At 43.1% G+C, this 23246-nt stretch carries 25 protein-coding genes, 1 other RNA gene and 1 pseudogene; 7 read left to right on the forward strand and 20 right to left on the reverse strand.

Annotated features, from left to right (window positions below):
* Window positions 1–18: 18 nt before the first annotated feature.
* From JSY38_RS05175 to JSY38_RS05190, 4 genes are all read right to left on the reverse strand, one after another.
* A complete protein-coding gene (locus JSY38_RS05175) occupies window positions 19–351 on the reverse strand; it encodes a YnfA family protein (protein WP_205115664.1) in 333 nt (110 codons plus the stop codon).
* Window positions 352–376: 25 nt separating this feature from the next.
* Window positions 377–820 (reverse strand): GNAT family N-acetyltransferase, encoded by a 444-nt coding sequence (locus JSY38_RS05180; protein ID WP_205115666.1) that lies wholly within the window; start codon window positions 818–820, stop codon window positions 377–379.
* A gap of 212 nt (window positions 821–1032) precedes the next feature.
* Window positions 1033–1494: a DMT family transporter gene (locus tag JSY38_RS05185; protein WP_205115668.1), complete on the reverse strand. Its 462-nt coding sequence runs from the start codon at window positions 1492–1494 to the stop codon at window positions 1033–1035.
* Window positions 1495–1505: 11 nt separating this feature from the next.
* On the reverse strand, window positions 1506–1934 hold the full coding sequence (locus tag JSY38_RS05190; RefSeq protein WP_114410682.1) for a DMT family transporter: 429 nt from the start codon (window positions 1932–1934) through the stop codon (window positions 1506–1508).
* An 89-nt stretch (window positions 1935–2023) separates the two neighbouring features.
* Between JSY38_RS05190 and JSY38_RS05195 the strand changes: the two genes are divergently transcribed.
* On the forward strand, window positions 2024–2974 hold the full coding sequence (locus JSY38_RS05195) for a LysR family transcriptional regulator (RefSeq protein ID WP_205115669.1): 951 nt from the start codon (window positions 2024–2026) through the stop codon (window positions 2972–2974).
* Between the two features lie 53 nt (window positions 2975–3027).
* Here JSY38_RS05195 and JSY38_RS05200 read toward each other — a convergent pair whose 3' ends face one another.
* Window positions 3028–3453 (reverse strand): DUF7282 domain-containing protein, encoded by a 426-nt coding sequence (locus JSY38_RS05200; protein ID WP_114410680.1) that lies wholly within the window; start codon window positions 3451–3453, stop codon window positions 3028–3030.
* 419 nt (window positions 3454–3872) lie between these two features.
* Here JSY38_RS05200 and JSY38_RS05205 point away from each other — a divergent pair, with 419 nt between their 5' ends.
* The 3 genes from JSY38_RS05205 (at window position 3873) to JSY38_RS05215 (ending at window position 7042) form a co-directional block, all read left to right on the forward strand.
* Window positions 3873–4877, forward strand: a complete 1005-nt coding sequence (locus tag JSY38_RS05205; RefSeq protein WP_205115670.1) for an ABC transporter substrate-binding protein — start codon at window positions 3873–3875, stop codon at window positions 4875–4877.
* Between the two features lie 85 nt (window positions 4878–4962).
* Window positions 4963–5865 carry an ABC transporter permease gene (locus JSY38_RS05210; RefSeq protein WP_205115671.1) on the forward strand — a complete coding sequence of 301 codons (903 nt, stop codon included), beginning with the start codon at window positions 4963–4965 and terminating at the stop codon, window positions 5863–5865.
* Window positions 5855–7042 (forward strand): quaternary amine ABC transporter ATP-binding protein, encoded by a 1188-nt coding sequence (locus JSY38_RS05215; protein ID WP_205115672.1) that lies wholly within the window; start codon window positions 5855–5857, stop codon window positions 7040–7042. Before JSY38_RS05210 ends, JSY38_RS05215 begins: the two co-directional genes overlap by 11 nt.
* A 105-nt stretch (window positions 7043–7147) precedes the next feature.
* Here the strand turns inward: JSY38_RS05215 and JSY38_RS05220 are convergent, their stop codons facing one another.
* The 7 genes and pseudogenes from JSY38_RS05220 to prfB all read right to left on the reverse strand — a co-directional run bounded on the left by JSY38_RS05220 (window position 7148) and on the right by prfB (window position 13398).
* Window positions 7148–7909, reverse strand: coding sequence for an anti-sigma factor (locus JSY38_RS05220; protein WP_205115673.1), 762 nt, complete (start codon window positions 7907–7909; stop codon window positions 7148–7150).
* Window positions 7906–8475, reverse strand: coding sequence for a sigma-70 family RNA polymerase sigma factor (locus JSY38_RS05225; protein WP_205115674.1), 570 nt, complete (start codon window positions 8473–8475; stop codon window positions 7906–7908). Before JSY38_RS05225 ends, JSY38_RS05220 begins: the two co-directional genes overlap by 4 nt.
* 69 nt (window positions 8476–8544) lie before the next feature.
* Window positions 8545–8961 carry a hypothetical protein gene (locus tag JSY38_RS05230; RefSeq protein WP_205116692.1) on the reverse strand — a complete coding sequence of 139 codons (417 nt, stop codon included), beginning with the start codon at window positions 8959–8961 and terminating at the stop codon, window positions 8545–8547.
* Window positions 8962–9033: 72 nt separating this feature from the next.
* Window positions 9034–9468: pseudogene (locus JSY38_RS05235) on the reverse strand (2-thiouracil desulfurase family protein); the annotation flags it as partial.
* Window positions 9469–9581: 113 nt separating this feature from the next.
* Window positions 9582–10643: a histidinol-phosphate transaminase gene (gene hisC, locus JSY38_RS05240; protein ID WP_205115675.1), complete on the reverse strand. Its 1062-nt coding sequence runs from the start codon at window positions 10641–10643 to the stop codon at window positions 9582–9584.
* A 108-nt stretch (window positions 10644–10751) separates the two neighbouring features.
* On the reverse strand, window positions 10752–12254 hold the full coding sequence (gene lysS, locus JSY38_RS05245; RefSeq protein ID WP_205115676.1) for a lysine--tRNA ligase: 1503 nt from the start codon (window positions 12252–12254) through the stop codon (window positions 10752–10754).
* Between the two features lie 48 nt (window positions 12255–12302).
* A protein-coding gene (gene prfB, locus JSY38_RS05250) for a peptide chain release factor 2 (RefSeq protein ID WP_114410672.1) occupies window positions 12303–13398 on the reverse strand; the annotation gives its coding sequence in 2 pieces (ribosomal slippage) (window positions 12303–13325 and window positions 13327–13398; 1095 coding nt in all).
* Window positions 13399–13542: 144 nt separating this feature from the next.
* On the opposite strand from prfB, the gene JSY38_RS05255 reads away from it, so the two are divergent.
* The 3 genes from JSY38_RS05255 to JSY38_RS05265 all read left to right on the forward strand — a co-directional run bounded on the left by JSY38_RS05255 (window position 13543) and on the right by JSY38_RS05265 (window position 14738).
* The gene (locus JSY38_RS05255; RefSeq protein ID WP_110577302.1) at window positions 13543–13842 is read left to right on the forward strand and encodes a cell division protein ZapA; all 300 of its coding nucleotides are present in this window, start codon (window positions 13543–13545) and stop codon (window positions 13840–13842) included.
* Between the two features lie 129 nt (window positions 13843–13971).
* Window positions 13972–14149: non-coding RNA, 6S RNA (ssrS, locus tag JSY38_RS05260), on the forward strand.
* A gap of 4 nt (window positions 14150–14153) precedes the next feature.
* Window positions 14154–14738: a 5-formyltetrahydrofolate cyclo-ligase gene (locus tag JSY38_RS05265; protein WP_114410671.1), complete on the forward strand. Its 585-nt coding sequence runs from the start codon at window positions 14154–14156 to the stop codon at window positions 14736–14738.
* Window positions 14739–14748: 10 nt separating this feature from the next.
* Here JSY38_RS05265 and traF (JSY38_RS05270) read toward each other — a convergent pair whose 3' ends face one another.
* The 8 genes from traF (JSY38_RS05270) to astE all read right to left on the reverse strand — a co-directional run bounded on the left by traF (JSY38_RS05270) (window position 14749) and on the right by astE (window position 23085).
* Window positions 14749–16023, reverse strand: a complete 1275-nt coding sequence (traF, locus tag JSY38_RS05270) for a conjugal transfer protein TraF (RefSeq protein ID WP_205115678.1) — start codon at window positions 16021–16023, stop codon at window positions 14749–14751.
* A gap of 108 nt (window positions 16024–16131) precedes the next feature.
* Window positions 16132–17373 carry a conjugal transfer protein TraF gene (gene traF / locus JSY38_RS05275; protein WP_205115680.1) on the reverse strand — a complete coding sequence of 414 codons (1242 nt, stop codon included), beginning with the start codon at window positions 17371–17373 and terminating at the stop codon, window positions 16132–16134.
* Between the two features lie 194 nt (window positions 17374–17567).
* Window positions 17568–18362, reverse strand: a complete 795-nt coding sequence (gene kdsB, locus JSY38_RS05280; RefSeq protein WP_205115681.1) for a 3-deoxy-manno-octulosonate cytidylyltransferase — start codon at window positions 18360–18362, stop codon at window positions 17568–17570.
* Window positions 18362–18943: a KdsC family phosphatase gene (locus JSY38_RS05285; protein WP_205115682.1), complete on the reverse strand. Its 582-nt coding sequence runs from the start codon at window positions 18941–18943 to the stop codon at window positions 18362–18364. The genes kdsB and JSY38_RS05285 overlap by 1 nt, the downstream gene beginning before the upstream one ends.
* Window positions 18944–18946: 3 nt before the next feature.
* Window positions 18947–19813: a 3-deoxy-8-phosphooctulonate synthase gene (gene kdsA, locus JSY38_RS05290; protein WP_114410666.1), complete on the reverse strand. Its 867-nt coding sequence runs from the start codon at window positions 19811–19813 to the stop codon at window positions 18947–18949.
* 74 nt (window positions 19814–19887) lie between these two features.
* Window positions 19888–20874: a KpsF/GutQ family sugar-phosphate isomerase gene (locus JSY38_RS05295; RefSeq protein WP_205115684.1), complete on the reverse strand. Its 987-nt coding sequence runs from the start codon at window positions 20872–20874 to the stop codon at window positions 19888–19890.
* A 116-nt stretch (window positions 20875–20990) separates the two neighbouring features.
* On the reverse strand, window positions 20991–21962 hold the full coding sequence (gene znuA / locus JSY38_RS05300; protein ID WP_205115686.1) for a zinc ABC transporter substrate-binding protein ZnuA: 972 nt from the start codon (window positions 21960–21962) through the stop codon (window positions 20991–20993).
* A 106-nt stretch (window positions 21963–22068) separates the two neighbouring features.
* Complete coding sequence (gene astE / locus JSY38_RS05305; protein ID WP_205115687.1) at window positions 22069–23085, reverse strand: succinylglutamate desuccinylase; 1017 nt, start codon at window positions 23083–23085, stop codon at window positions 22069–22071.
* Window positions 23086–23246 lie beyond the last annotated feature (161 nt).

The raw sequence follows: 23246 nt of genomic DNA on the forward strand, positions 1-23246 counted from the left end.
CTAAGCCACGGTCTGTCTTTATGCAGACCGTGGTGCAAACATAATAATCGCCATCCCCAATAGCGCCACCGCAGAACCAAGCATATCCCACGTCGTTGGACGAATACCGTCAACAAACCAGAGCCATAAAACGGCCATGAAGATATAAACACCACCGTAAGCCGCATAGACCCTGCCTGATGCTGTCGGATGCAGCGTTAACAACCAAGCAAATGCCACTAAGCTAAATGCAGCAGGCACTAATAACCAGATTGTTTTGCCTTCACGCAACCAAAGGTAAGGCAAATAGCAGCCAACAATCTCTGCCAGTGCGGTTACCATAAAAAGACCTAGTGTTTTTAACTCAGGCAAAAGGGTATTCCTTCTAATAATCTAATCAACGCACCAAACACATAGGCACAAAGCGAATACCATTAAAATCGGCCTCGCTCCCTGTTACTTCAAACCCATAAGATTCATAAAAGCCAACCGCATTCACTGACGAACGCAGACTGATCTCTTTAGCGTCTGTCGTATTTAATAAAGTACCAAGAAGCCGCTTTCCTATTCCCTGACCTTGCACCGATTTAGACACAAATAAGTGAGTAAGATAATTACCATCACGTAACGCAGCAAAACCAATGACCTCGCCGGAGTCAACGACCTTTAGCGTCTGAAAACGCTCTGTATCAAATGTCGTAATAATATCGGGGAAGACACGCGCTTGGTATTCCACTTTTCCTTGATCATTGAAGTTAGGCAACACGTCCACTGCAGATACTTGACTAATAAAGAGCTTAACAGGTTCTAAATCTGCAACATCCACTTGCTGAATATCCATTTCTACTCCGTAAACGCAGACCTTAAGTCTCAGTATTTCATCTAAAAATATCAGTTTACAAGCGAAGCGAACAATACAGAAGGTTGTTCTGTGAACATTTTTTTAGCTAGCTCTATTGAGACAACAGCATTTGAAGAAGTAAAGACGAAAGTGGCCTAGCCGATCTATTGTTTACAAATCGACTAGGCCACTAAAGGTAACAGGATGAATAATTAAGCAGCTTTTAAACTGCGCTTGTTACTCAAATAGATCATTGTGATCGCGCCAATTAACAACAGAATCGCAATGTATCTGCTGCTATCTAATGGAATAATATTATTTTCCAACCAGCCAAAATGGTCGATGACCAGACTCATAATCAATTGACCTGAAATCGTACAGACTGTCGCTGCTGCTATACCAATTTTAGGCACAGCAAACACCACAATTAACATATACATCACACCAAATAACGCTCCCATAAGCTGCCACTTAGGCGCACTAAAAAGGGTGACGTCATGGTTTGGTTCAAAGAAGAAAAACAGCAAGAAGGAGATAGCGAAACCAATCACAAAAGTCAGCCAAGCACTGGCAATTACGCCAACCGTATTGCCAAGACGGCCATTAATGGAAGACTGAACAGACAGGGCCACACCACCCAATATCAACATAAACACGGCGATAATTACGGTCATACTATTTTCTCCTAACTCAAAAGCCAAAGGGCAGCAACAATCATCACCACAGCCAAAATTCGATACGGATCAATCCCGCGCTTTTCACTGCCCAGCAAACCATAATGATCTATCACCAAACTCATGCCGATTTGCCCTAATAAAACACTGGTCATTGTCATACCTACACCAATAATCGGTGTCGCTATGGTGAGAAAAACAACATAAACAGGCCCTAAGACGCCGCCAGTCAATAACCATTTAGGCTGTTTAAACAACTCAGGTAAATTAGGCTTAGCAAAGAACACCATAATCAATGACAATAATATCGATCCAATCATAAAAATCGCCAACGTCGCTGAAAAATGCCCGACTAACTCGCCTAATGGCCCTAATAGTCCAGCCTCAACAGACAACCCCATGCCAGCGGCCAACACCAAGAGATAAACAATTATTTGCATAGCTTTTATTCCACTCGTTTTCGTTGCGGGCATTGTTCATTGATGCTTAAATTAAATCAATAACACAAATAACAAGTGATAATTGCATTATGAGCATCAAACCACTGAGAGTTTTTCTTTCCGTTGCTAAGACAGGTAGCTTTGTTGCCGCCGCGCGGGAACTAGATTTACCACCCTCCTCTATCTCTCGATACATTTCAGCCCTAGAAGAAGAGCTTGGCCAGCGACTATTTTATCGACACACCCGAGCGGTAAAACTCACCGAAGTGGGCGCCTATTATTTTACGGAAGTGAGAGAAGCATTAACCAGCTTGGATTTGGCCACAGAGCACGCCAAAGGATCGCTTCTTACTCCACAGGGCAATCTGAACATTAATGCGCCCGTTTCATTTGGCCGATTACACTTATGCAGATTAATCGGTCAGTTTCAGCAGCGCTATCCAGACATTAATGTTGAATTGATGCTAACCGATGCCTATGTCGATCCTGTCGCGAATGGCTCTGATATTGTTATTAGAATTGGTGGTTTTGAAGACTCTAGTTTGAATTACCAAGCCATTGCCGACGAACAATTCGTACTGTGCGCAGCACCAAGTTATCTTGAAAGCATAAAAGAAAAAATCGACACCCTAACTCAGCCAAAGCAACTGCTCGATTTAAACTGCTTGGTTTATAAAGGCAATAACGGACGTCGTAGCTGGTTCTTCCAACAGGAAGGCAAGACCGCATTTGAGTACATTGAAGTCACTGGCAACCTATGCAGCAACAATGCAGACATTCTGGTGCAAGCTGCCTTAGCTGGCCAAGGAATTATTTTATTTCCACGCTGGTTAGTATTTAAGCACTTGGCATCAGGAGAATTGGTTGCCTTGCTAGAGAACTGGGAAGGATCAGAGAAAGACACCCAACAAAGCATTTATGCTCTCTATCCAGGCAACAGACTAAAGTCTTCAAAAGTGGTGTATTTTCTTGATTTTATGGCAGACTTTTTTGGCCGTTCGCATCCCTACTGGGATAAACGCCTTATTGAAAACGCATAAGAAAGGGGTAGATGAAAATACACCTCCCCCTTGTGAATCAATAATCTTCGACATTATTTTGCTGTGATTACGTCCATCACTAGCTTGCCGTTCACCTTGATAGGGCCATCTTCTTTCGCACCTAAGGTGTATTCAAAAATACCGGTTTTCATGCCACCAGCCTCACCATGTAACATCAGCATCAACATTTCACCTGATTTAACAGGCTCAGTTAAAATCGCTGATACATCATGATTCATACCTTTTCTAAGTGGTGCATAGGCCACGACAGGACCGGGTTTCATCGCCTTATCTGTACGATGAACAACTAACCAGCCATTGCTATCAGCGGTAACGACATCTGCACTTACTGTACCACCAGATACATCTTGATCACTGCCTTTTACCGAAAGCTTGCCGCTCATTCCACCTGCTAACGCAGCACCAGTCATTGTCAAAATACCTAAGCCAAGTGCTATACGTGAAAATGTATTTTTCATAATAAACTCCTAAATATTGTCTTATTGAGTAGTATTTTCCTTTTACACTGATAGCTACGAGCACAATTGAAAAAGGTTTCAACCAATTAGTGTTTTCTTAGATTTTTTTTAACACTTGAAAATAAATGCCAACCCACCACATATGAGAAGTACAAATCTTTCTAATTAAGAGAAGAGTTAAACGCCAATAAACTCCGACAAAAAAAACAATTTACACCTCTAATTTAGCCCCCCCGCTCAAATACTCAGGGTACCTTTTTCAGCTAAAAAGCAACCAAATCAAGCATATTAGACGCATACAATCACAACTAAAGCGGCTAAATATTTGAAATACAATAATTAGAGATGTAAGTTAATAGTCAACCTCCCATAAGAAAATTAAAAAAGCCTGATAAAAATCATCACTAAAGGACACTATTATGAAAAGTAAACTGCTACTTTCTGTCGCCCTTACCCTAGGCGCTTCAGGGGTGTTCGCGGCTCATCATGAATGCGGAAAAGTGACTATTGCAGACATGAACTGGAGTTCAGCTTCATTGATTGCCAACATTGATAAATTCATTCTAGCCAATGGTTTTGGTTGTGACGCAGAATTAGTACCGGGCGACACAATGCCAACTGGTACGTCAATGATTGAAAAAGGACAACCAGACATAGCGCCGGAACTCTGGACCAACTCTTTCAATGACTTATTGAATCAAGGTGTTGATGAGGGTCGCTTAAAACTGGCAGGCAAATCTCTATCTGACGGCGGTGAAGAAGGCTTCTGGGTTCCTGCTTACATGGTTAAAGAAAATCCTGAACTTGCCACAATCGAAGGAGTAATTAAACACGCAAAAGAATTTCCACACACTGAAGATGACAGCGTATCAGGCTTTTACGGCTGTCCTGCAGGTTGGGGGTGCCAGATTTCTAGTTCTAATTTATTTCGAGCCCTAAAACTGAAGGAAGCAGGGTTTGAATTGATCGACCCAGGTTCTGGCGCGGGTCTGGCAGGCTCCATCGCCAAGGCTTATGAGCGTAAAGCACCATGGTTTGGCTACTACTGGGCACCAACGGCTGTACTTGGTAAGTACAAAATGGTTCAAGTCGACTTTGGCTCAGGTGTGAAAAAAGAGGAATTCCTAAATTGTATTGCGTTAGCAGACTGTTTAGAGCCAACAGTGTCTATGTTCCCACCTTCTCCGGTCTACACCGTCACCACAGACGAATTTGCTGACAAATCACCACAAGCATATGACTACCTAGGCAAACGCTCTTTCACCAATGAGCAAATGAATAGCTTGCTTGCTTGGATTGAAGAAAATCAGGCGGATGGACAATATGCAGCTGAAAATTTTATGTTTGAGCATGAGGATATCTGGTCGAAGTGGGTCAGTACTGAGGTAAAAAACAAACTTATAGCCGCATTAGATAATCTATAAGTTTGTCGTATAACATTCACATTATGAGCATGACCTCTTCCCTGCTCATAATGTTTCCTATCTGATATAACAGAAAGAATACACTATGACAGATCAATCTTGGCTTACTGAATTTCCCGATATGAGCCGTAGAGAACTTCTGGGAATACGAAAAACACTCGATGGTGCATACCGCGATTTTTCACGCGCCTATGGTGATCAAATCGAAGCTTTCTTCGATCCTCTACTAAGTTTCCTAGTATGGTTTGAAAACTTACTGTTAAATACACCTTGGTGGTTAGTATTGGGGGTTCTAGCAGGCTTAGTCTATTTCATGAGTCGATCTTGGAAACTTAGTGCTGGAGTCACTATCTCCTTATTAGCCATTGGTTATTTTGGCATGTGGGATAATACGATGAGAACGCTCAGTATTATTACCGTTTGCACCTTCTTGGCCATCGTCATAGGCATTCCCGTAGGAATCATGATGGCTCGTTCAAATCGAGCGCAATCCATTATCACCCCCTTTTTAGACATAATGCAGACCATGCCTGCCTTTGTGTATTTAATTCCTGTCGTGATGCTATTGGGCATTGGTAAAATTCCGGGGGTAATAGCCGTGGTAATCTACGCCATACCGCCAGTCATTCGCTTAACCAATTTGGGGATTCGACTAGTACCGCACGAAACCTTGGAAGCGGCGACAGCATTTGGAGCAACTCCGACACAACGTTTATTTGGTGTTCAACTACCACTCGCCATGCCAACGATTATGGCTGGTATCAACCAAACTATCATGATGGCTCTTGCCATGGTCGTTATCGCTTCCATGATTGGTGTAAAAGGTCTTGGACAACCCGTTTTGAAATCCATTACCAATCAATATTTCACGCTAGGCCTACTGAATGGATTAGCGATTGTCGCCCTCGCCATCATGTTTGACCGCGTCTCTCAGAGCTATGCAAAGCGTACACAAAAACACCTTGGAGACGTCAAAAATGGACAATAACGTAAGGCCCATTATTGAGATTAAGTCTCTCACTCAAATCTTTGGCAGCAACCCTATAAAGGTACTAGCAAAGGTGAATGACGGGATGAGCAAAAGTGATGTGCTCGCCAAAACAGGCCACACCGTTGGTTTGCGTGACATTAATTTATCGGTTAATCGCGGTGAAATTTTTGTCATTATGGGATTGTCTGGGTCTGGTAAATCCACCTTGATTCGCCATTTTAACCGCTTAATAGACCCAACAGCGGGCAAAATCAAAGTGGAAGGCGAAGACATACTAACTTTAAGTCCAAAAGAATTAGTCGCATTCCGTCGTCATAAGATGTCTATGGTGTTCCAACATTTTGGTTTATTGCCTCACCGCAGTGTTCTGGACAATGTGGGATACGGCCTGTCTGTACAAGGGGAAAAACCTAATATTTGGAAAAACAAAGCCAAAGAGTGGCTTGAAGTCGTAGGTCTAGAAGGCTATGAGGATCAATACCCTTCTCAATTATCTGGTGGTCAGCAACAGCGGGTTGGATTAGCCCGAGCCCTGTGTACGGACGCTGATATACTATTAATGGACGAAGCTTTTTCTGCGCTTGATCCACTGATCCGCTATGAAATGCAAACTCAGTTAATTGCATTACAAGGCAAATTACAGAAAACCATCATCTTCATCACTCACGATCTAGATGAAGCATTACGTTTAGGTGATCGGATTGCCGTACTAAAAGATGGCGAAATGATTCAAGTTGGCACACCTGAAGATATCATTCTCAACCCAGCCGATGATTATGTGAGAGATTTCGCCAAAGACGTGAATCGCGCCAAGGCGTTAAAAGTTAAGCATATTATGGATCGAAGCAAGAACAAAATCATCGACTGCGATTCAGTAGAAGGCTTAAATGATGCGTTCAAAAAGCATGACGCCTTAGTTTGGATCAAAAACAATCAGCTGCAAGGAGTGGTCAGTAAAAACCGTCTAGCGGCTTACCAAGCAGGTCGTATCGATTCACCACTTTTGCATCAAACCAGTGTGAAAGAGAAAGACTACTTACAAACTGTGCTACCGACCGCTCTGTTAACGGACCATCATTTGTTGCCAGTGCTAGACAGTGACAACCAAGTGATTGGCTGCCTTTCAAATGATGCCATTGCAGAAGTATTAAGCCCAAGTTTTGACGCTGCTTGACGACAAAGCTCTGTTCAAAAAAAGATGATACAGATTACTAATCAGCCCTAGCGACCTGCTAGGGCTGATTTCTTAGTTCAACTTTGCACCACCGCGATTCCTTCATCACAAAGACGTTGGATATAGTCTACCGTGAATGGCTGGCCCAGTTGGTACTCCGGTTGGTGAACCGCCTGCAGGTTCAACGCTTATGCCAAACGTCGCGTGGCGAATCACCGCTGGATCGTAATTAATTTGCTTTTGAATAGGGTTAGCAACATTGGCCAACAAACCTAAAGAGCGTGGCGCTGGGCCAATTTCATCAGCCTTAATCCACAACTGATAGGTTTTACCTTCACCTTGTCCCTGCGCACTGACAGGACGAACAGTAAGCTGGCGAGTATCAATATCCAGCGACATGATAAAAGCAGGTTGTTTATCGTCTGCTTGAAACACAGCAACAAAAGGTGCATTAGCTTGAACGGCTGGCACAACAGGTGGCTTAACTACCATAAAGATAGCAAGACAAGCCGCAATGGCCGACGCACCAAACGCACCAAATTGCCAACGCTTCAGCTTGGCCCGCATCGTTTCCATTTCGACAACAACAGCAGAGGCTAAATTTAGTGAACTATTGCTCACAGATTTTTTATCAGTTTGTTGATCGAGCTTAGCTAAAATTTCATCAAACAAACCTTCCCTTGGCTCTGCATCCTGCACATAGTCGTTTAGCCCAGCAAAGTGCGCTTGCCAACATACAATGGCTTGTTCAAGCAAAGGTTCATTCAAACGGCGAGCTTCTACCGCGTCGCGCTCGTCTTTATCCAGAGTACCCAGTACGTACTCTGCTGCTAATGTTTGAATGAATGTTTCTTCGTCGTTATTCATAAGTTCATACAACCTTGCAACTGTTTAATGCTGCGATGAAGCCAAGTTTTAATAGTGCCTAAAGGCTGTTCGAAACGCTCAGCAAGCTCCTGACGGGAACAACCATCAAGGTATGCCGCTTTTATCATTTCCGCACGAGGCGATTCGAGGCCGGTCAAGCAAGACTCAAGCTTTAGTAAATCTCGACTCTTGCTAAAAGAATCATCTGGCGCCATCGAATCATCTACGATTAAATCAAAGTCCACATCAGCATCACTGTCTGGCAATTGATTTTTCCTTACTTCATCAATGGTACGGTTACGTGCAATCGTCGCCATCCAAGTAATCGGTGATGCAAGGCTCGCATCAAAGCTTGATGCTTTATCCCATATTTTAAGGTAAACCTCTTGCAGTACTTCTTCGGATACCGCCTGATTCTTCAAGATACGATAAACAATGCCAAAAAGTTTCCGATAAGTTGCTTCATATAGTTCAGAGAAGGCAGAACGATCTTCTTTTGCCACTCGAATAAGCAAATTCGCCAAGGATTCCGTCGTGTGCTGTTCCGATAATAAAGATTGATTCATAAGACTCGCATCAATTAGGTGCCCACTTCATAAGATGTCAGTATTACACTATTTTTGGTTAAACCCAATTCAAGAAACCATAACCTCAATAAACCACTTTGGCTGCATACCTTCGAAGTCAGTTCGAATATTCGCAGGTAAGTAACTGGCGGAATCTAGCACAAAAGCTTTGCCATCAACCCGCTTAAACACCACCCAATGCCAGAAGTCTTTGCCTTCTTCTTGATGATGCTTAATAGCTAGCAAAGCTAAATCTGGTAGAGTACTCCATGATGCAAAAGGGATCTCTTCGGTCGATGTTCTCGCACCAGCAGCAGACAACATTTGCCTTACATACTGAGTGTCCGACCAAAGAGATTTGTCGTCCGCATAAATTCCCATCGCATTGGCAGAGGCTTTCATTTGTGAATAGGTTTTACCCAGAATATTCGCCACAGCAGCAATGCCGCAACCAGTGGCTTCCTCTTGTATTACAGGTTCAAACACACCCAACTCCCGATAATTTAGGCCCCTCATTTTCATCAGTGCCTTAAAGTCATTAAAAGTTTCTTGGCTAAATACATGAATACCATGCTGCACCAGTAATGCCGCAGCCACGCCTTGCCCTTGCTTTTTAATGCCATCAAACGCGCCATTATAAATTGTTGCACTCCCACAAGATGGGCTGGATTCAGTCAGCATGGCAAAGCGAATATTGTTTGTTTGGCAAGTTTGCAAAGCCAAATAAGCGCCATTTATAAATGCTTCGGAAACATCCTCGCCATCGCTACCTATAACTCTAGAACCGCCCGACAATACATCCGATCCAGCGCCAGCGTCAATCTCGGCTGGCGGCCTAGGTGTAGGCAATCCTCCTGCCACTTCAGGGCAAAAAGACACCAGCTCAAAATGCTCTGCCAACCAACTAAAATCGGCCCGACTCATTGGAAGGTCACTACCGTTATAACGTACTTTACAACCCATTAGACAAGAGCTGACTAACAATTTTTCCATGAGAACTCTTTAAAAAAACAAATAAAAACTAATGGTGCTTTTGCTGGCAAAAAAACCGCTCATTGAAGAACGGCTTTTCAAATTCAGCGTTTAATAAAGGCTATAATTAGCAATTACAGTGTTTTCAACGCCGCCGTGAGTGAGGCCATTTCTTCATCCGTACCAATAGTAATACGTAGATAGTTACCAATACGTGGTTTGTTACTACCAAAGAAACGCACAAGGATGCCCAGCTCTTTTAGAGCCAAGTAAATTTGCTCAGCGTCTTTGTCTGGGTGTGTTGCGAAAACAAAGTTGGTCGCAGAAGGAATGATGTTGAACCCTAACGCTTGCAGATCTTTAACAGACTGCTCGCGCGTAGCGATGGTTTTGTCACAAATCTCTTTTAGATACGCTTCATCTTCCACCGCTGCTGTCGCACCTGCTAAAGCAATGCGATCGATTGGATAAGAGTTGAAAGAGTTCTTCAAACGCTCCAAACCTTCAATCAAATCTGGGTGTCCCAATGCATAACCAACACGAATCCCTGCCAAGGCACGGGATTTAGACAAGGTTTGCACAACCAACAGATTTGGATATTGATTGATCAAAGACGCGGCACTTTGTGCGCCAAAGTCCACATAAGCCTCATCTACTAACACAACCACATCTGGATTCGCTTTTAGAATCGCTTCAATATCAACCAAAGGCAAGGCTTTACCCGTTGGAGCATTCGGGTTGGTTATGACAACACCTGACACATCTAGGTTTTCATAATCTGCAGAGACAATATCGAAATCATCGTTAAGCGGGATCAGTTTTGGTTCGATGCTGTATAAACCAGCGTACACTTTATAGAAGCTATAAGTAATGTCAGCGAAGGCCAATGGTTTACCACCAGCAAAATACCCCATGAAAGCCAACGCCAAGACTTCGTCCGAGCCATTACCAACAAACACTTGGTTCGCTTCTAACTGGTAACTTTTTGCCAAAGCATTTTTCAGCGTGACACAATTTGGATCAGGGTAAAGACGTAAACGCTCACTGACCTCAAGCGCCATCGCCTCTAACGCCTTAGGAGACGGCGAGTATGGACTTTCGTTGGTATTTAGCTTGATGTACTTTTTATCTTGCGGTTGTTCGCCTGGCACATAAGGGTCAAGAGAAGCAATTTTATCTGTCCAAAAACGACTCATGGAATGCTCCGTTGTACGTCATCAAAAATAGAGTATGGAAACAAAATAAGGCCTCAATAGAGGCCTTATAAATACATTACTAAGTATCAGTGACTATCCGGCCTGGGATCAGTCCTGGGGCTTCATATGCGGGAACAACAATACATCACGGATAGATGGTGCATCAGTAAACAACATCACCAAACGGTCGATACCAATACCTTCACCAGCGGTTGGTGGTAGGCCGTATTCCAGTGCATTGATATAGTCTGCATCGTAATGCATGGCTTCATCATCACCTGCGTCTTTCTCTGCAACCTGACGCATGAAACGCTCTGCTTGGTCTTCTGGATCGTTAAGCTCCGAGAAACCGTTAGCGATTTCACGACCACCAACAAAGAATTCAAAACGGTCGGTAATGAAATCATTGTCATCATTACGACGCGCCAGTGGCGATACTTCCGCTGGGTATTCCGTAATGAAGGTCGGTTGATCCAATTTGTGTTCTGCGGTTTCTTCGAAGATTTCCGTCCAAAGCTTGCCAAGACCCCAAATCGGTTTCACGTCGATTTTTAGTTTCTTCGCAACAGCTGTTGCGCCTTCCAATGTTTCTATATCTGCAGCAGTCAATTCTGGGTTGTAGTGCAAAATCGAATCCAACATGCTCATGCGAACAAACGGCGCACCAAAGTCATATTCAGAGCCCTGGTAAGTTACTGTCGTTGTGCCCAGAACTTTCTCAGCCACTTCGCGCAACATAGCTTCCGTTAGATCCATTAGATCTTTGTAGTCTGCGTACGCTTGGTAGAATTCGATCATGGTGAATTCTGGGTTGTGGCGAGTCGATGTACCTTCGTTACGAAAGTTACGGTTAATCTCGAATACACGCTCAAAACCACCGACAACCAAACGCTTCAAGTAAAGCTCTGGCGCGATACGCAAGTACATGCTCATGTCCATCGCATTATGATGCGTAACAAATGGACGCGCTGACGCACCACCTGGAATGGTTTGCAACATTGGCGTTTCAACTTCCATGAAACGACGATCTTCTAGGAAGCGACGAATCGTAGAGATTATTTTTGAACGCACTTGGAAAGTCTCGCGAGACTCTTCGTTTACGATCAAATCAACATAACGTTGACGGTAACGCATTTCCATATCAGACAAACCGTGATGCTTGTCTGGTAATGGACGTAGAGATTTGGTTAGCAATTGCGCTTCTTGCATATCAATATACAGGTCGCCTTTGCCAGATTTGTGCACAGGACCAGAAATACCGATGATGTCACCCAAATCCCATGTTTTTTGATCAGCCAATAGCTCAGGGCTCAAAGCTTTACGGTTTACATAAGCTTGGATTTGACCTGTCATGTCTTGTAACAACATGAAAGCGCCACGGTTACGCACGATACGACCAGCAATACTAACCTTGTGGTCTTTTTCTTCTAGCTCGGCTTTTTCTAGTTCGCCGAATTCCGCTTGAAGATCCGCTGCGTAAGCATCTGGACGAAACGTATTTGGGTAAGCATTGCGCTCAGCGCGAATAGTCGCCAATTTACTACGACGTTCCGCTACTAAACGGTTGTCGTCTGATTGCACTGTGGATTCTGTGTTTTTTTCGTTAGCCATGATTTTGCTATCTACTCTTTTTAAATGTTCTAAATAAGAAACGCCGCGTTATAGGCCTTGCTTTAAGCTTGCAACAATAAACTGGTCCAAGTTGCCATCCAGCACAGCGCCAGTATTAGAGCTTTCCACGCCAGTACGTAAATCCTTGATACGTGATGCGTCCAAAACGTAAGAACGAATTTGACTTCCCCATCCGATATCAGACTTACTGTCTTCTACCGCTTGCGCCGCTTCCGTACGCTTCATCATTTCAAACTCGTACAGTTTTGCACGAAGTTGTTTCATGGCAAAGTCACGGTTAGCGTGTTGAGAGCGCTGATTCTGACATTGTACAACAATGCCTGTCGGAACATGGGTAATCCGCACAGCTGAGTCAGTGGTGTTTACGTGCTGACCACCGGCACCAGATGAACGGTAAGTATCTGTACGGATGTCTGCAGGATTGATTTCAATATCAACATTGTCGTCGATCTCAGGAGAAACGAAGACAGACGCAAACGACGTATGACGACGGTTACCTGAATCAAAGGGCGACTTACGAACCAAACGGTGTACACCGGTTTCTGTACGCAGCCAACCAAAAGCATACTCGCCTTCAAAACGAATAGTCGCGGATTTAATTCCTGCCACATCGCCCGCGGAAACTTCCATCAGCTCAACTTTAAAGCCTTTGTCCTCACCCCAACGCAAATACATGCGCAACAGAATGTTGGCCCAATCTTGAGCTTCTGTACCACCAGAGCCAGACTGAATATCCAAGAAGGCACTGTTTTCATCCATTTCTTTGGAAAACATTCGACGGAATTCTAACTTGGCTAACAGAGTTTCTAACTCTTCTAATTCAAGTTCAACCGCTTCTACAGAATCTTCGTCGTTATCTTCTACGGCGATATCTAACAGTTCTTTAGAATCATTAAGACCTGATTCCATGCTGTCTAGCGTTTCAACAACGGCTTCAAGCGCTGCACGCTCTTTACCGAGTTTTTGGGCGTATTCTGGATCGTTCCAAATAGCTGGATCTTCCAGTTCACGGTTAACTTCCTCTAAGCGTTCTTTCTTTGACTCGTAGTCAAAGATACCCCCGAAGGGTTAAAGCACGAGCTGAAAGGTCTTTTATCTTTGAAAGTATCGGGTTTATTTCCATATTGGCGTCAATTTGCTATAAACAGTGTGGATAAATGTAATTCGGAATTGTAACGAATTTAGTCGCAGCATAAAATGCCATTCGCTACCCAATGATGGAAAAACAGACCATTTTTTGTGGGCCTTGCTATCAAATGGAGTCAATATGGATAAGCCAACTGTTTCAGTCGCCATACTGGGACAAAATTATAAGATTAATTGCCCTAAAGGGCATGAAGCAGATTTGAAAGAAGCTGCTGAATATTTGAATAATCAAATGCGTGAAATCAAAGCCAGTGGGAAAATCATCGGCCTTGAAAAAATTGCCGTTCTTGCGGCATTGAATATTACTCACGATATGCTTAACAACAGAAAATACGCTCGCTCTAACGAGCAACAGTTGCGAGAACTGACATCGCAGCTTGATGCAGCATTAGCGCATGAAACAAAGTTGGTTAACGAATAAACATTCATGGTTTGTTTCTTGATCTACTTTTTTGATTGCAAGCGTAGAACACGAATTTTCTTCATGGAGCACAGAAAACGAATGGGGCGATTGAGTGATTTATCTATCAACATACTCTATACTGCACTTCGTTTCCTGGGTTGTTCGAAGCGGCTTAACGCCCTTGAGCCTATGAGTAATACCCCGGAAAGAGCCTGCTGGTTTGGTGTGCATGTCCGTGCGTCGGAAAGCCTAAAGAATCACAGCTCTCTCCACCTTGAACCACTGGGTTCAAGGCCAATAGCCGAAACGGCAACTTGGGAAACTCTTTTATGACCTCTCATCTAGACCCTAGACAAACACTTCGTCGACAGCTAAGACAAACTAGAAGAAACCTATCAGCAGAAGAACAACTAACCGCTGCGACTCAGCTGGTTTCTTGCATTAAGAATTGTCCTGACCTTCCTGAAATAGAGAACGCTAAACGCGTCGCCTTGTACCTTACAAATGATGGTGAAATTTCCCCACACCTTTTATGCGACTATTATTGGCAACAAGGAATCCAGACTTACCTTCCTGTTGTACAAGGGAAACAATTAACTTTTGCACACTATTCCCCCGATACTGTTTGGCAAGAAAATGTTTTTGGCATTAAAGAGCCCGTGACCACAGAATATCTGTCAGGGGATGAACTGGATATCGTTTTGCTACCTTTGGTGGGATTTGATACAAAAGGTGGTCGTCTTGGTATGGGAGGTGGTTTCTACGACAGAACATTCGCCGACAAGAAAGCCAACGAAAAGCCACTATTGATCGGTTTGGCGCACAACTGCCAAGAGGTAAAAAGTCTGCCTATTGAAGGTTGGGATGTGCCATTACAAGCGATAATAACACCAAGCCATATTATCAATGTCTAAGTTAAAAGACCTAAAATGCGAACGCATACCCTAAAGAAAAGCTAACGCTTCTCGGTGTACTACCGGCTGTTTCTAAACCATAAGCCAAATCAAAGTTTAAGCGCCTACTTAAGGTTAGACCACCTGTTAAATAGCTCAACTGACTGCCTACATGGTTCTTTCTGTAGCCAATACGAATACCGGGGAAGAGAATATTGTCGCTAAAATGAGAAATCGACACTGTACTCCATTGATATTTATCACCCAAAGGCCCGGCAATTGAGTTCACATCAAATGATCCTGCTAGGGACCAGTTTTGATTAACACTCATAATCGCTGCATCAACTGTCAACTGCGCTTTCTTCTTATAAGTTTCATTAAGTGTTAGTTTGTTTTTATCTGCCAATTCAATGGCCACATTACAAGCATTCAATTTAGAACCGGATAAGCCTGCGCAATTACCCAGTTTTTTAAACTTAAACTCTGGTTCATTAACGTTAGCTACCGTCGCACCTAGTTGATAATTCGGCGCAGCCCAGATCGCACCAAGATCTATTCCTATCCCAGAATCAACATAATCGCGGTCAAATATGTAGCTCATCGACAAGCTATCATCACCGTCACCTTCTGATAACACTGAAATTTTTTGGCCTAGGGCCATTCTATGCAAGTTTACTTTCCCCCCTACAATAAGCGCACCACTGACTGGCCTGCCCACCAACTGACTATAACCAACACCAAAGCGATAATCCGTTGCCCGCTTTATAATGACAGAAGAGTTAGATTCAAAATTAAAATCACTGCCTGTATTAACAACTGAAATATCGTCCGCTATTAACCCTAATCGAGCGACGAAAGAAGCACTCGCATCGATAGAAAAAGCGCCTCGATTCCGAGTCTTGTAAATAATTGGTGCAAATGGCGCTTGTAAGGAACCATAGACTTTAACGTAAGCATCGCTTTCTAACGACGCAAGAGAGGCGTTTACTTCAACTAAAGCAGCATTAATTTCAGCTTCGGTACTATAGTCTGCTTCCAGTTTATCACCAAGATCACTAGCTTTGTCCTCTATTCCCTTCACATCACCAATCTCTAACCCAAAATCTAAAGGCCCCAAAAAACCGACTCGAAAATTATTTATGGGGGTCATCAAATAAGATGCGGCAGGATTTGATAAAGATGTCTCTAATGATTGTCTATTTGCGTAGCCCCCTAAAGAAGTATTGGAGCCAATAGGTACATACACGGGCACGGATGCCGCGACATTTATGCTAATAACAACCAAAAATAAAACTAAATACCGCATCAATCCATTATCCATTTCGGGAAAATATTTTATGTATCAGTGCTTCAAATAAAAAAAGCCGACAACCTTAATAAGGTTATCGGCTTTATTTATTAAATCTTTACAGTTTTAGAACGCAGTATCGTAACCAATTGAGAAGAAAGCACTACGAGGCATTTCATCGCCATCTTCGTCTTCAACTGTGTCCAAACCAACAGCAAGATCAATGTTTAGACGCTTAAGAAATGTCAAACCAAAAGTCGCGTAACTTAGCTCAGTACCCGCCATATTTTGACGGTAGCCAGCTCTGAGGCCTGGAAGAAAGTGTGAGTCGCCATAGTAAGACACAGACGCTGCAGCCCATTGATATTCATCACCAACGGCATCTTTAACAGGGTTTGTATCGTAAGACATGCCTAAAGTAACTTGTTTGCCTTTAGTCGAAACAGCTGCATCAATTGTGGTCTGCATTTCCATCACGTATTTGTCTGACGCGGTAATACCGTACTTATCAGAAGCAGCATTCGCTGTAATAGGAGCACCATCAAATTCAGGCTCGTTAATATTCGCAACAGTCACACCAACTTGGTAGTAATTAGACACCCAAACAGCGCCTAAATCGATACCCACACCAGTGCTGCTAACGGCATCATCTGAAATCGAATCTGAAATAGCATCACCCGCTTCAACGTCTTCATCATCTAATTTCACCAAGGCACGACCCATAGAGAGATTATGAAGATTCGCTTTAGCACCACCCACTAACATACCATGGGAATTTTCCCATATAGACTGGCTGTACCCAAGCCCAATCTGAAGGTCAACGGCAGTTTGCGCATAAAATGAAGTATCTGTTGTAATATCACTGCCTACCGCTGTAACGTCATCAGCCAACAAGCTGCCTTTAGCAACAGCAGACACACTTGCATCCAAAATGAACGCAGCATTGTTATCGGTTCTGTAAATCACAGGCATCAAAGGTACTTGCATACCAAGGGATGTTTTTACATACGCGGTATTACCAATTTCATCTAGAATATCATTAGCACGATTAGCATTAGAGCTAGCATTACCAGCATTGGCATTATCAATAAGATCTTCTATCTCTTCAATTTGATCGCCCAGGTCACTCACATCCCCCATCTCGATACCAACACTCAGAGGACCGACAATACCAAAACGGAAGTTGTCTTCATCGTCTTGGTTTACCATTAAAAATGGTGCGGCTGGGTTAGCAAGAGCGGTAGCCAATGCACGTTGGTTAGGCGCATTACTCAAGGTAAAGCTAGAGCCTACTGGCTGATTGACCGGCATTGCTGCCAATACTGCGGTGCTTAATAAGCTGCTTGATACAAGTATGAGTTTTTTCATGATTTAGCCCTTCGCGACACAAAATGTAAGTAATTAGCAAAAAATGATCACCTTTAAACTAATTGTATACGTATTACTTACATTTTTCCTACCCTAAATGAGGGAAAAATATACCAACCAAACACATAAAGCATAAAAAAAACGGCAAACCTAATAAGGTTTGCCGTTTTAATTGTTTTTTTTAAATAAATAGACTAAATGCTATCTAAAGAAAGCTGATACCTAAGCTTTTCCAAATCTTCTGGCGTATCCACACCATGAGTAGGCAAACCATCAGCCAATGCTACTTGCACCTTGATACCTTGATGCAAGAAGCGTAGTTGCTCCAGCTTTTCCCAACGCTCTAATGGCGACATAGGTAAATCCGCGTATCTCGCCAATAAGCTGGCACGATAAACATATAAACCAATATGCCGAAGCGCCGGAAAATCAGTAGGCAGCATACCGGTTCGCTCCAGATTGCTCGCAAAACCATCTCTATCCCACGGCATAGGTGAGCGACTAAAATACAGCGCGCGCTGCTTTTCATCACAAACCACTTTCACCACATTGGGATTAAAGAAGTCTTCGGCCTGATCAATCGCGCAGGCAACCGTTGCCATCTCAGCTTCTTTATCTTGGTTTAACGCGATTACACTTGAATGAATCAAGTTAACCGGTAAAAAAGGTTCGTCACCCTGCACGTTAACGACAATCTCATCGCCCAGCCAACCCATTTTTGCCGCCACTTCAGCAAGACGTTCTGTGCCGTTTTCATGGTCATCACGAGTCATCACCACTGAAGCACCAAAACCTATTGCCGCTTTTTCAATAAGTTGATGGTCTGTGGCAATCGTCACAGACTTTGCGCCAGCCTTCAAAGCGAGCTCATAAACCCACCGTAATACTGGCTTACCACCCAAATCTGCCATTAGCTTTTGTGGAAAACGTTGAGAAGCGTAACGAGCAGGAATAACAATGTGAAAATCAGGTAAAGATTGAGAGGTCATTATTTTTCAAACTCCGGCTTTTGAGCCAATTCATAGGCGTGTTCCAAAGACATTCTAGACGCTAACACCATGTCAGCAACCTCCCTTGCGACGCCTTCACCAGCGGCTTTACTAAGTATAATTGGACAATGACGTTGCAATAAAATATGTGCGTCTGCCGGGCATAGGGCAACACCAATTTTAGGCATGACTTGAAGGTCAATCACATCATCCCCTACATAAGCGGCTTCATCTGGTGTAATCCCCAAACGCTCGACCAACCCATCAAACGCTTCAGCTTTGTTATGACAACCGGGATAGAAATACTCTACTTTTAGCTCTTTCATCCGCTGTCTTAATGGTGCAGAGTCTTTTGCGGTGATCACCGCAACCTGAACGCCCCACTTTGGCAATAACTTCATTGCTACGCCATCTTTTACATTGAAGCGTTTTATGGTTTCGCCTTGCTCAGTATAAAGCAGACGTCCGTCAGTTAGTACGCCATCCACATCAAAAACCACCAGCTTCAAGGCTTGTAGTTTAGCTAACAAACCTTGATCAGCTGCAAGCGCAGGATAAGAAGAAAGAAAAGCCGCATCCATTTATTAAACGCTCGTATCCAATGTTTCGAAGGTTTTTACCAATTCATCAAGCTGTTTCATCTGCTTTAGGAATGGCGCCAATTTACCCAAAGGCAAAGCACATGGACCATCGCATTTAGCATTATCTGGATCTGGGTGGGTTTCTAAAAACAAACTAGACAAGCCAAGTGACATACCGGCACGAGCCAGTTCTGTTACTTGCGCACGACGACCATCGGCAGAATCTTCACGGCCACCCGGACGCTGCAAAGAATGGGTTACATCAAACATGACAGGGAAACCAAACTTTTTCATTTCACCAAAGCCAAGCATATCAACAACCAAGTTGTTGTAGCCCATCATGGTGCCACGCTCACAAAGCATAAGTTGATCATTTCCGGCTTCTTGGCATTTTGTCAGGATATGCTTCATTTCGTGAGGAGCTAAAAACTGCGCCTTTTTTATATTAATTACAGCACCAGTTTTTGCCATTGCAACAACCAAGTCTGTTTGACGAGATAGGAATGCAGGCAATTGAATCACATCTGCTACTTCTGCAACTGGCGCACATTGGTATTCTTCGTGAACATCGGTAATCACTGGCACACCAAAGGTGTCTTTGATCTCTTGGAGAATTTTTAGACCTTCTTCCATACCTGGACCGCGGAAAGAGTTGATAGACGAGCGGTTCGCTTTATCAAAAGAGCCTTTAAAGACATAAGGGATACCCAGCGCCTCTGTTACTTTTACATGCTCTTCTGCAACACGCATTGCCAAGTCGCGAGACTCTAGTACATTCACACCACTGAACAATACAAAAGGAAGGTGGTTAGCTACTTCAACCTTGTTGCCAATTTTAATAATCTTTGATTCTTGAGCTGACTGCGTCATGAGAACTCCATTTTAATCTAGGTTTGCTCACTTTAGACAAATCTAAAGCGGCGTAGAATTTGTTAAGCCGTTTTTTATCGATCGTAAATTTCTAAAATACCGGATACGTTATTCGTATCGTCCACCACAACTAACAAGGTGATTTTATCGTGCAGCATTTGCTCTTCCGCTTGCACTATCATCACATTTTCATTGATGGTTTTTGGATTGGATGTCATTAAACTGGCCATGGTTTTATGTATCATACCCTCGCTTTCTTTTAGCATGGCACGACGTAAGTCACCATCGGTAAAAATACCCAGTAACTTGCCGGCTTGTTGAATCAATACAACACCCATTCTGCCATAAGTCATAACTGTTATAGCGTCTTTTAATGTGGTCTCTGGTGCACAAACTGGCAGGTTATCTTTGTGCATCAGGTCTTTAACACGAGTTAACAGTTTACGACCTAAGCTGCCACCAGGGTGAAAGCGGGCAAAGTCTTGTGGTTGAAAGTTACGGCATTCCATCAAAGCCACGGCCAAGGCATCACCCATGGCAGTTGTCATGGTCGTCGATGTCGTAGGGGCTAAATTATTTGGGCAGGTTTCTTTATCAATAGAAAGATCCAGTACGCAATCGCAATGTTTCGCCAAAGTAGAATCTGTGTTTCCTACCATGGCAATACTTGGGTTTCCGAAACTTTTAAGAGAAGGCAGTAAACGCATCAGCTCTTCGGTTTCACCAGAAAAACTGATCAATACCAAAACATCTTCTGGCTGGATCATGCCTAAATCACCATGAAAGGCTTCACCCGGATGGAGAAAGAAACTAGGCGTGCCTGTTGAGGCTAAAGTAGCCGCGATTTTTTTACCGATTAGGCCAGATTTACCCATGCCACAAATAATGGTACGACCCTTACTTGCAAGAATCATTCGAACGGCTTTGGGGAATTCTTCGGTTACTTGATTGGCTAGATTAGCTAAGGCTTGAGCTTGTGTCGATAAAGTGCGTCGAGCACTTTCAGTAAGGATATCGGAGTGGGTACTCAAATCAGTACTCAAATTAAATAGATCGCTCATAAAGCCTCGCTGCTCAATGTAATAATCGTAAAGTGAAATCATTATACAGAGGAGGAAGCGGAAGAACTATCAAAGAGCAAGCATTCAACACTTACTCTTTGATAAACGCAGAAGAATTATCCTAAGCAGCTAAGAAATTGACCGCTTAAGCTGTCTAAGAATGAAAAATAAGCATTTGTCCCCATCTTCACTTTGCTACCTAATGGATCCAAAGGTGCTGTTTTTACATCAGTACCATCAAGTAAGGTTTTCACTATTGCGGGACTAAATTGCGGCTCACTAAACACACACTGCACTTTGTGCTCTTGGATTTCATGACGGATCTCAGCAACCTTTTTCGCGCCTGGTTTACGCTCTGGGCTGACGGTAATTTCGCCAGCGTGGCTCAAACCATAATGCTGCTCAAAGTAACTATAGCCATCATGGAATACAATATAAGGAACTTTATTGACCTTGTTGAGTGCTTTGCGAATTTCTGCATCTTTCGCACTCAAACCTTTCTCAAAGGACGCCAAGTTCTCTTTGTAATACTCAGCATTCGCCGAATCTAATGACACCAAACGAGCTGTGACAGCTTTTGCCAATACTCTAGCGTTATCAGGTGATAGCCAAACATGTGGATCTACGCCATCATGATGATGTCCTTCGTGTCCTTCGTGATCACCATGCTCTTCGTGATCATGATCATCATGCGCTTCGTGGTCATGATCATCATGAGACTTTTCTGCTTCGTCCTCATCATGATGTTCTTTAGCGAAGTTATGCAATGCCATACCATCTAATGCTAACCACTCGATTGACGAGTCTTCTTTGCCTGCATTTTCAAGTGGTTTTTCTAAAAAGCGTTCTAAAGACTCACCTACCCAAACGACAGTATCTGCTTTCAATATTTTTTTGAGATCCGAAGGACGCATTGCAAAATCATGCGGCGATGCCGTACTAGATACGATCTGCTGTATATCCGCTTTATCACCAGCGATTGCTGCCACTACCATAGAAACAGGCTTAATACTGGTGGCAATAACAGGTTTAGCTAATGCTAAGGGAGATAGAGCAGATACACCTAAGGCAAGAAGAAGTTTGTTCATTATTTACTACCACTTAATTAATGTTATAACGTAACAATACGATATAAAAAAAAGAGATTCAAGCAGTTTGGCTTAAATCTCTTTTTTTACACGCCATGAGCATAGCTCAATTAAGCTGTAAATCGTCCAGTGCTACTGGTCGTACCATCAAACCAGCACGCTGCCCAATCGGAAGGTTCGTGTTGGGGAATACGATGGCATCACCTGTTTGCTTTATATAATAAGCACTCTTCTTCGAATGAGCCATGCGATGGCCTTCTTCAAACTGAGTAAAATTCTTTACCTCATTATCGATAGAGAGCTCATAGCTGTCGTCGTCTTTCACCAAGCTATCCAATACACGAAATACCTGCAAATCAGCTAAAGAAGACTCCGCAAAATCACCCTTTTCTAGTAATAATATTAAGCTGGCATCTAGGTCGGCAAAACGCGACAAATCATTCTCACCAAAAGGATATACTTTCCCAAGCTCTACTGTAAAAGCATGAGCACCGTGCTCCACATAGCTATAGTATGAAAAGGTTGTGGTCGGTTGATGTGACAGCAATACAGCGTTAATACCACTGGCAGATAAGAATGCGAGTTGCTCTTTGTTATACACCGCATTTTTGACATAAGGGTAAACCACAAATTTTTCATGCATTGAGCCGCGAATTGCAGTATGCAAATCATAATGTAACTTTACACACTCTACTTCATTATCAGAAATCGCATAAAAATCACTAATTGCCTGCTCTAGACGCTGAGCCCTCCGGGCTTCAAAGCCTTCGTAATTCTTCCAACCACCATTAAAAAGACGGTTAAGGTTTACGTCACAAAAACGCTTAGCTAAGTTTGCCGCCACAGGATTGCCAATTAATACCAACAACCTTATTTTCAATGAAATTCGACCGTCTAAAACAGCTGCGACCAAGTTGTTCACCAGCTCAATTGGCCCAGTCTCATTACCATGAACTCCAACCGATAACACAAGGCTAATGCGACTTCTTTGCTTAGGTTCAAGGCGTAAAATACCGGTATCTTCAACAAAGCCCGCACCACTTGGAAAAGTGAACTGAAACGGTGCTACAGCATCTTGATTTTCGAGTGTAAAAGCTAAAAAATCATTGTTCAAAATGGACATATTTCACCAACTTTTCCTATCATTTTTTTCACAAGATAAGCCTATAATACGTTTTAATCATACTGTTTTTACACACGTGATCACCCGTAATCTTTGTAGCCGCATGAAATGTATAAAAACAGGTCGCTTTTTTTATACTCTCTCAACACTGAATCGTTTAC

Origin of the sequence: Marinomonas foliarum (assembly GCF_016906065.1) — a bacterium.
In the GTDB taxonomy this organism is placed as follows: Bacteria; Pseudomonadota; Gammaproteobacteria; order Pseudomonadales; family Marinomonadaceae; genus Marinomonas; species Marinomonas foliarum.

Bases quoted from the DNA above. Each gene is read 5' to 3' on its own strand.
- JSY38_RS05180 (WP_205115666.1), bottom strand. From the start codon at position 820: ATGGATATTCAGCAAGTGGATGTTGCAGATTTAGAACCTGTTAAGCTC.
- JSY38_RS05185 (WP_205115668.1), bottom strand. From the start codon at position 1,494: ATGACCGTAATTATCGCCGTGTTTATGTTGATATTGGGTGGTGTGGCC.
- JSY38_RS05190 (WP_114410682.1), bottom strand. From the start codon at position 1,934: ATGCAAATAATTGTTTATCTCTTGGTGTTGGCCGCTGGCATGGGGTTG.
- JSY38_RS05195 (WP_205115669.1), top strand. From the start codon at position 2,024: ATGAGCATCAAACCACTGAGAGTTTTTCTTTCCGTTGCTAAGACAGGT.
- JSY38_RS05200 (WP_114410680.1), bottom strand. From the start codon at position 3,453: ATGAAAAATACATTTTCACGTATAGCACTTGGCTTAGGTATTTTGACA.
- JSY38_RS05205 (WP_205115670.1), top strand. From the start codon at position 3,873: ATGAAAAGTAAACTGCTACTTTCTGTCGCCCTTACCCTAGGCGCTTCA.
- JSY38_RS05210 (WP_205115671.1), top strand. From the start codon at position 4,963: ATGACAGATCAATCTTGGCTTACTGAATTTCCCGATATGAGCCGTAGA.
- JSY38_RS05215 (WP_205115672.1), top strand. From the start codon at position 5,855: ATGGACAATAACGTAAGGCCCATTATTGAGATTAAGTCTCTCACTCAA.
- JSY38_RS05220 (WP_205115673.1), bottom strand. From the start codon at position 7,909: ATGAATAACGACGAAGAAACATTCATTCAAACATTAGCAGCAGAGTAC.
- JSY38_RS05225 (WP_205115674.1), bottom strand. From the start codon at position 8,475: ATGAATCAATCTTTATTATCGGAACAGCACACGACGGAATCCTTGGCG.
- hisC (WP_205115675.1), bottom strand. From the start codon at position 10,643: ATGAGTCGTTTTTGGACAGATAAAATTGCTTCTCTTGACCCTTATGTG.
- lysS (WP_205115676.1), bottom strand. From the start codon at position 12,254: ATGGCTAACGAAAAAAACACAGAATCCACAGTGCAATCAGACGACAAC.
- JSY38_RS05255 (WP_110577302.1), top strand. From the start codon at position 13,543: ATGGATAAGCCAACTGTTTCAGTCGCCATACTGGGACAAAATTATAAG.
- JSY38_RS05265 (WP_114410671.1), top strand. From the start codon at position 14,154: ATGACCTCTCATCTAGACCCTAGACAAACACTTCGTCGACAGCTAAGA.
- traF (WP_205115678.1), bottom strand. From the start codon at position 16,023: ATGCGGTATTTAGTTTTATTTTTGGTTGTTATTAGCATAAATGTCGCG.
- traF (WP_205115680.1), bottom strand. From the start codon at position 17,373: ATGAAAAAACTCATACTTGTATCAAGCAGCTTATTAAGCACCGCAGTA.
- kdsB (WP_205115681.1), bottom strand. From the start codon at position 18,362: ATGACCTCTCAATCTTTACCTGATTTTCACATTGTTATTCCTGCTCGT.
- JSY38_RS05285 (WP_205115682.1), bottom strand. From the start codon at position 18,943: ATGGATGCGGCTTTTCTTTCTTCTTATCCTGCGCTTGCAGCTGATCAA.
- kdsA (WP_114410666.1), bottom strand. From the start codon at position 19,813: ATGACGCAGTCAGCTCAAGAATCAAAGATTATTAAAATTGGCAACAAG.
- JSY38_RS05295 (WP_205115684.1), bottom strand. From the start codon at position 20,874: ATGAGCGATCTATTTAATTTGAGTACTGATTTGAGTACCCACTCCGAT.
- znuA (WP_205115686.1), bottom strand. From the start codon at position 21,962: ATGAACAAACTTCTTCTTGCCTTAGGTGTATCTGCTCTATCTCCCTTA.
- astE (WP_205115687.1), bottom strand. From the start codon at position 23,085: ATGTCCATTTTGAACAATGATTTTTTAGCTTTTACACTCGAAAATCAA.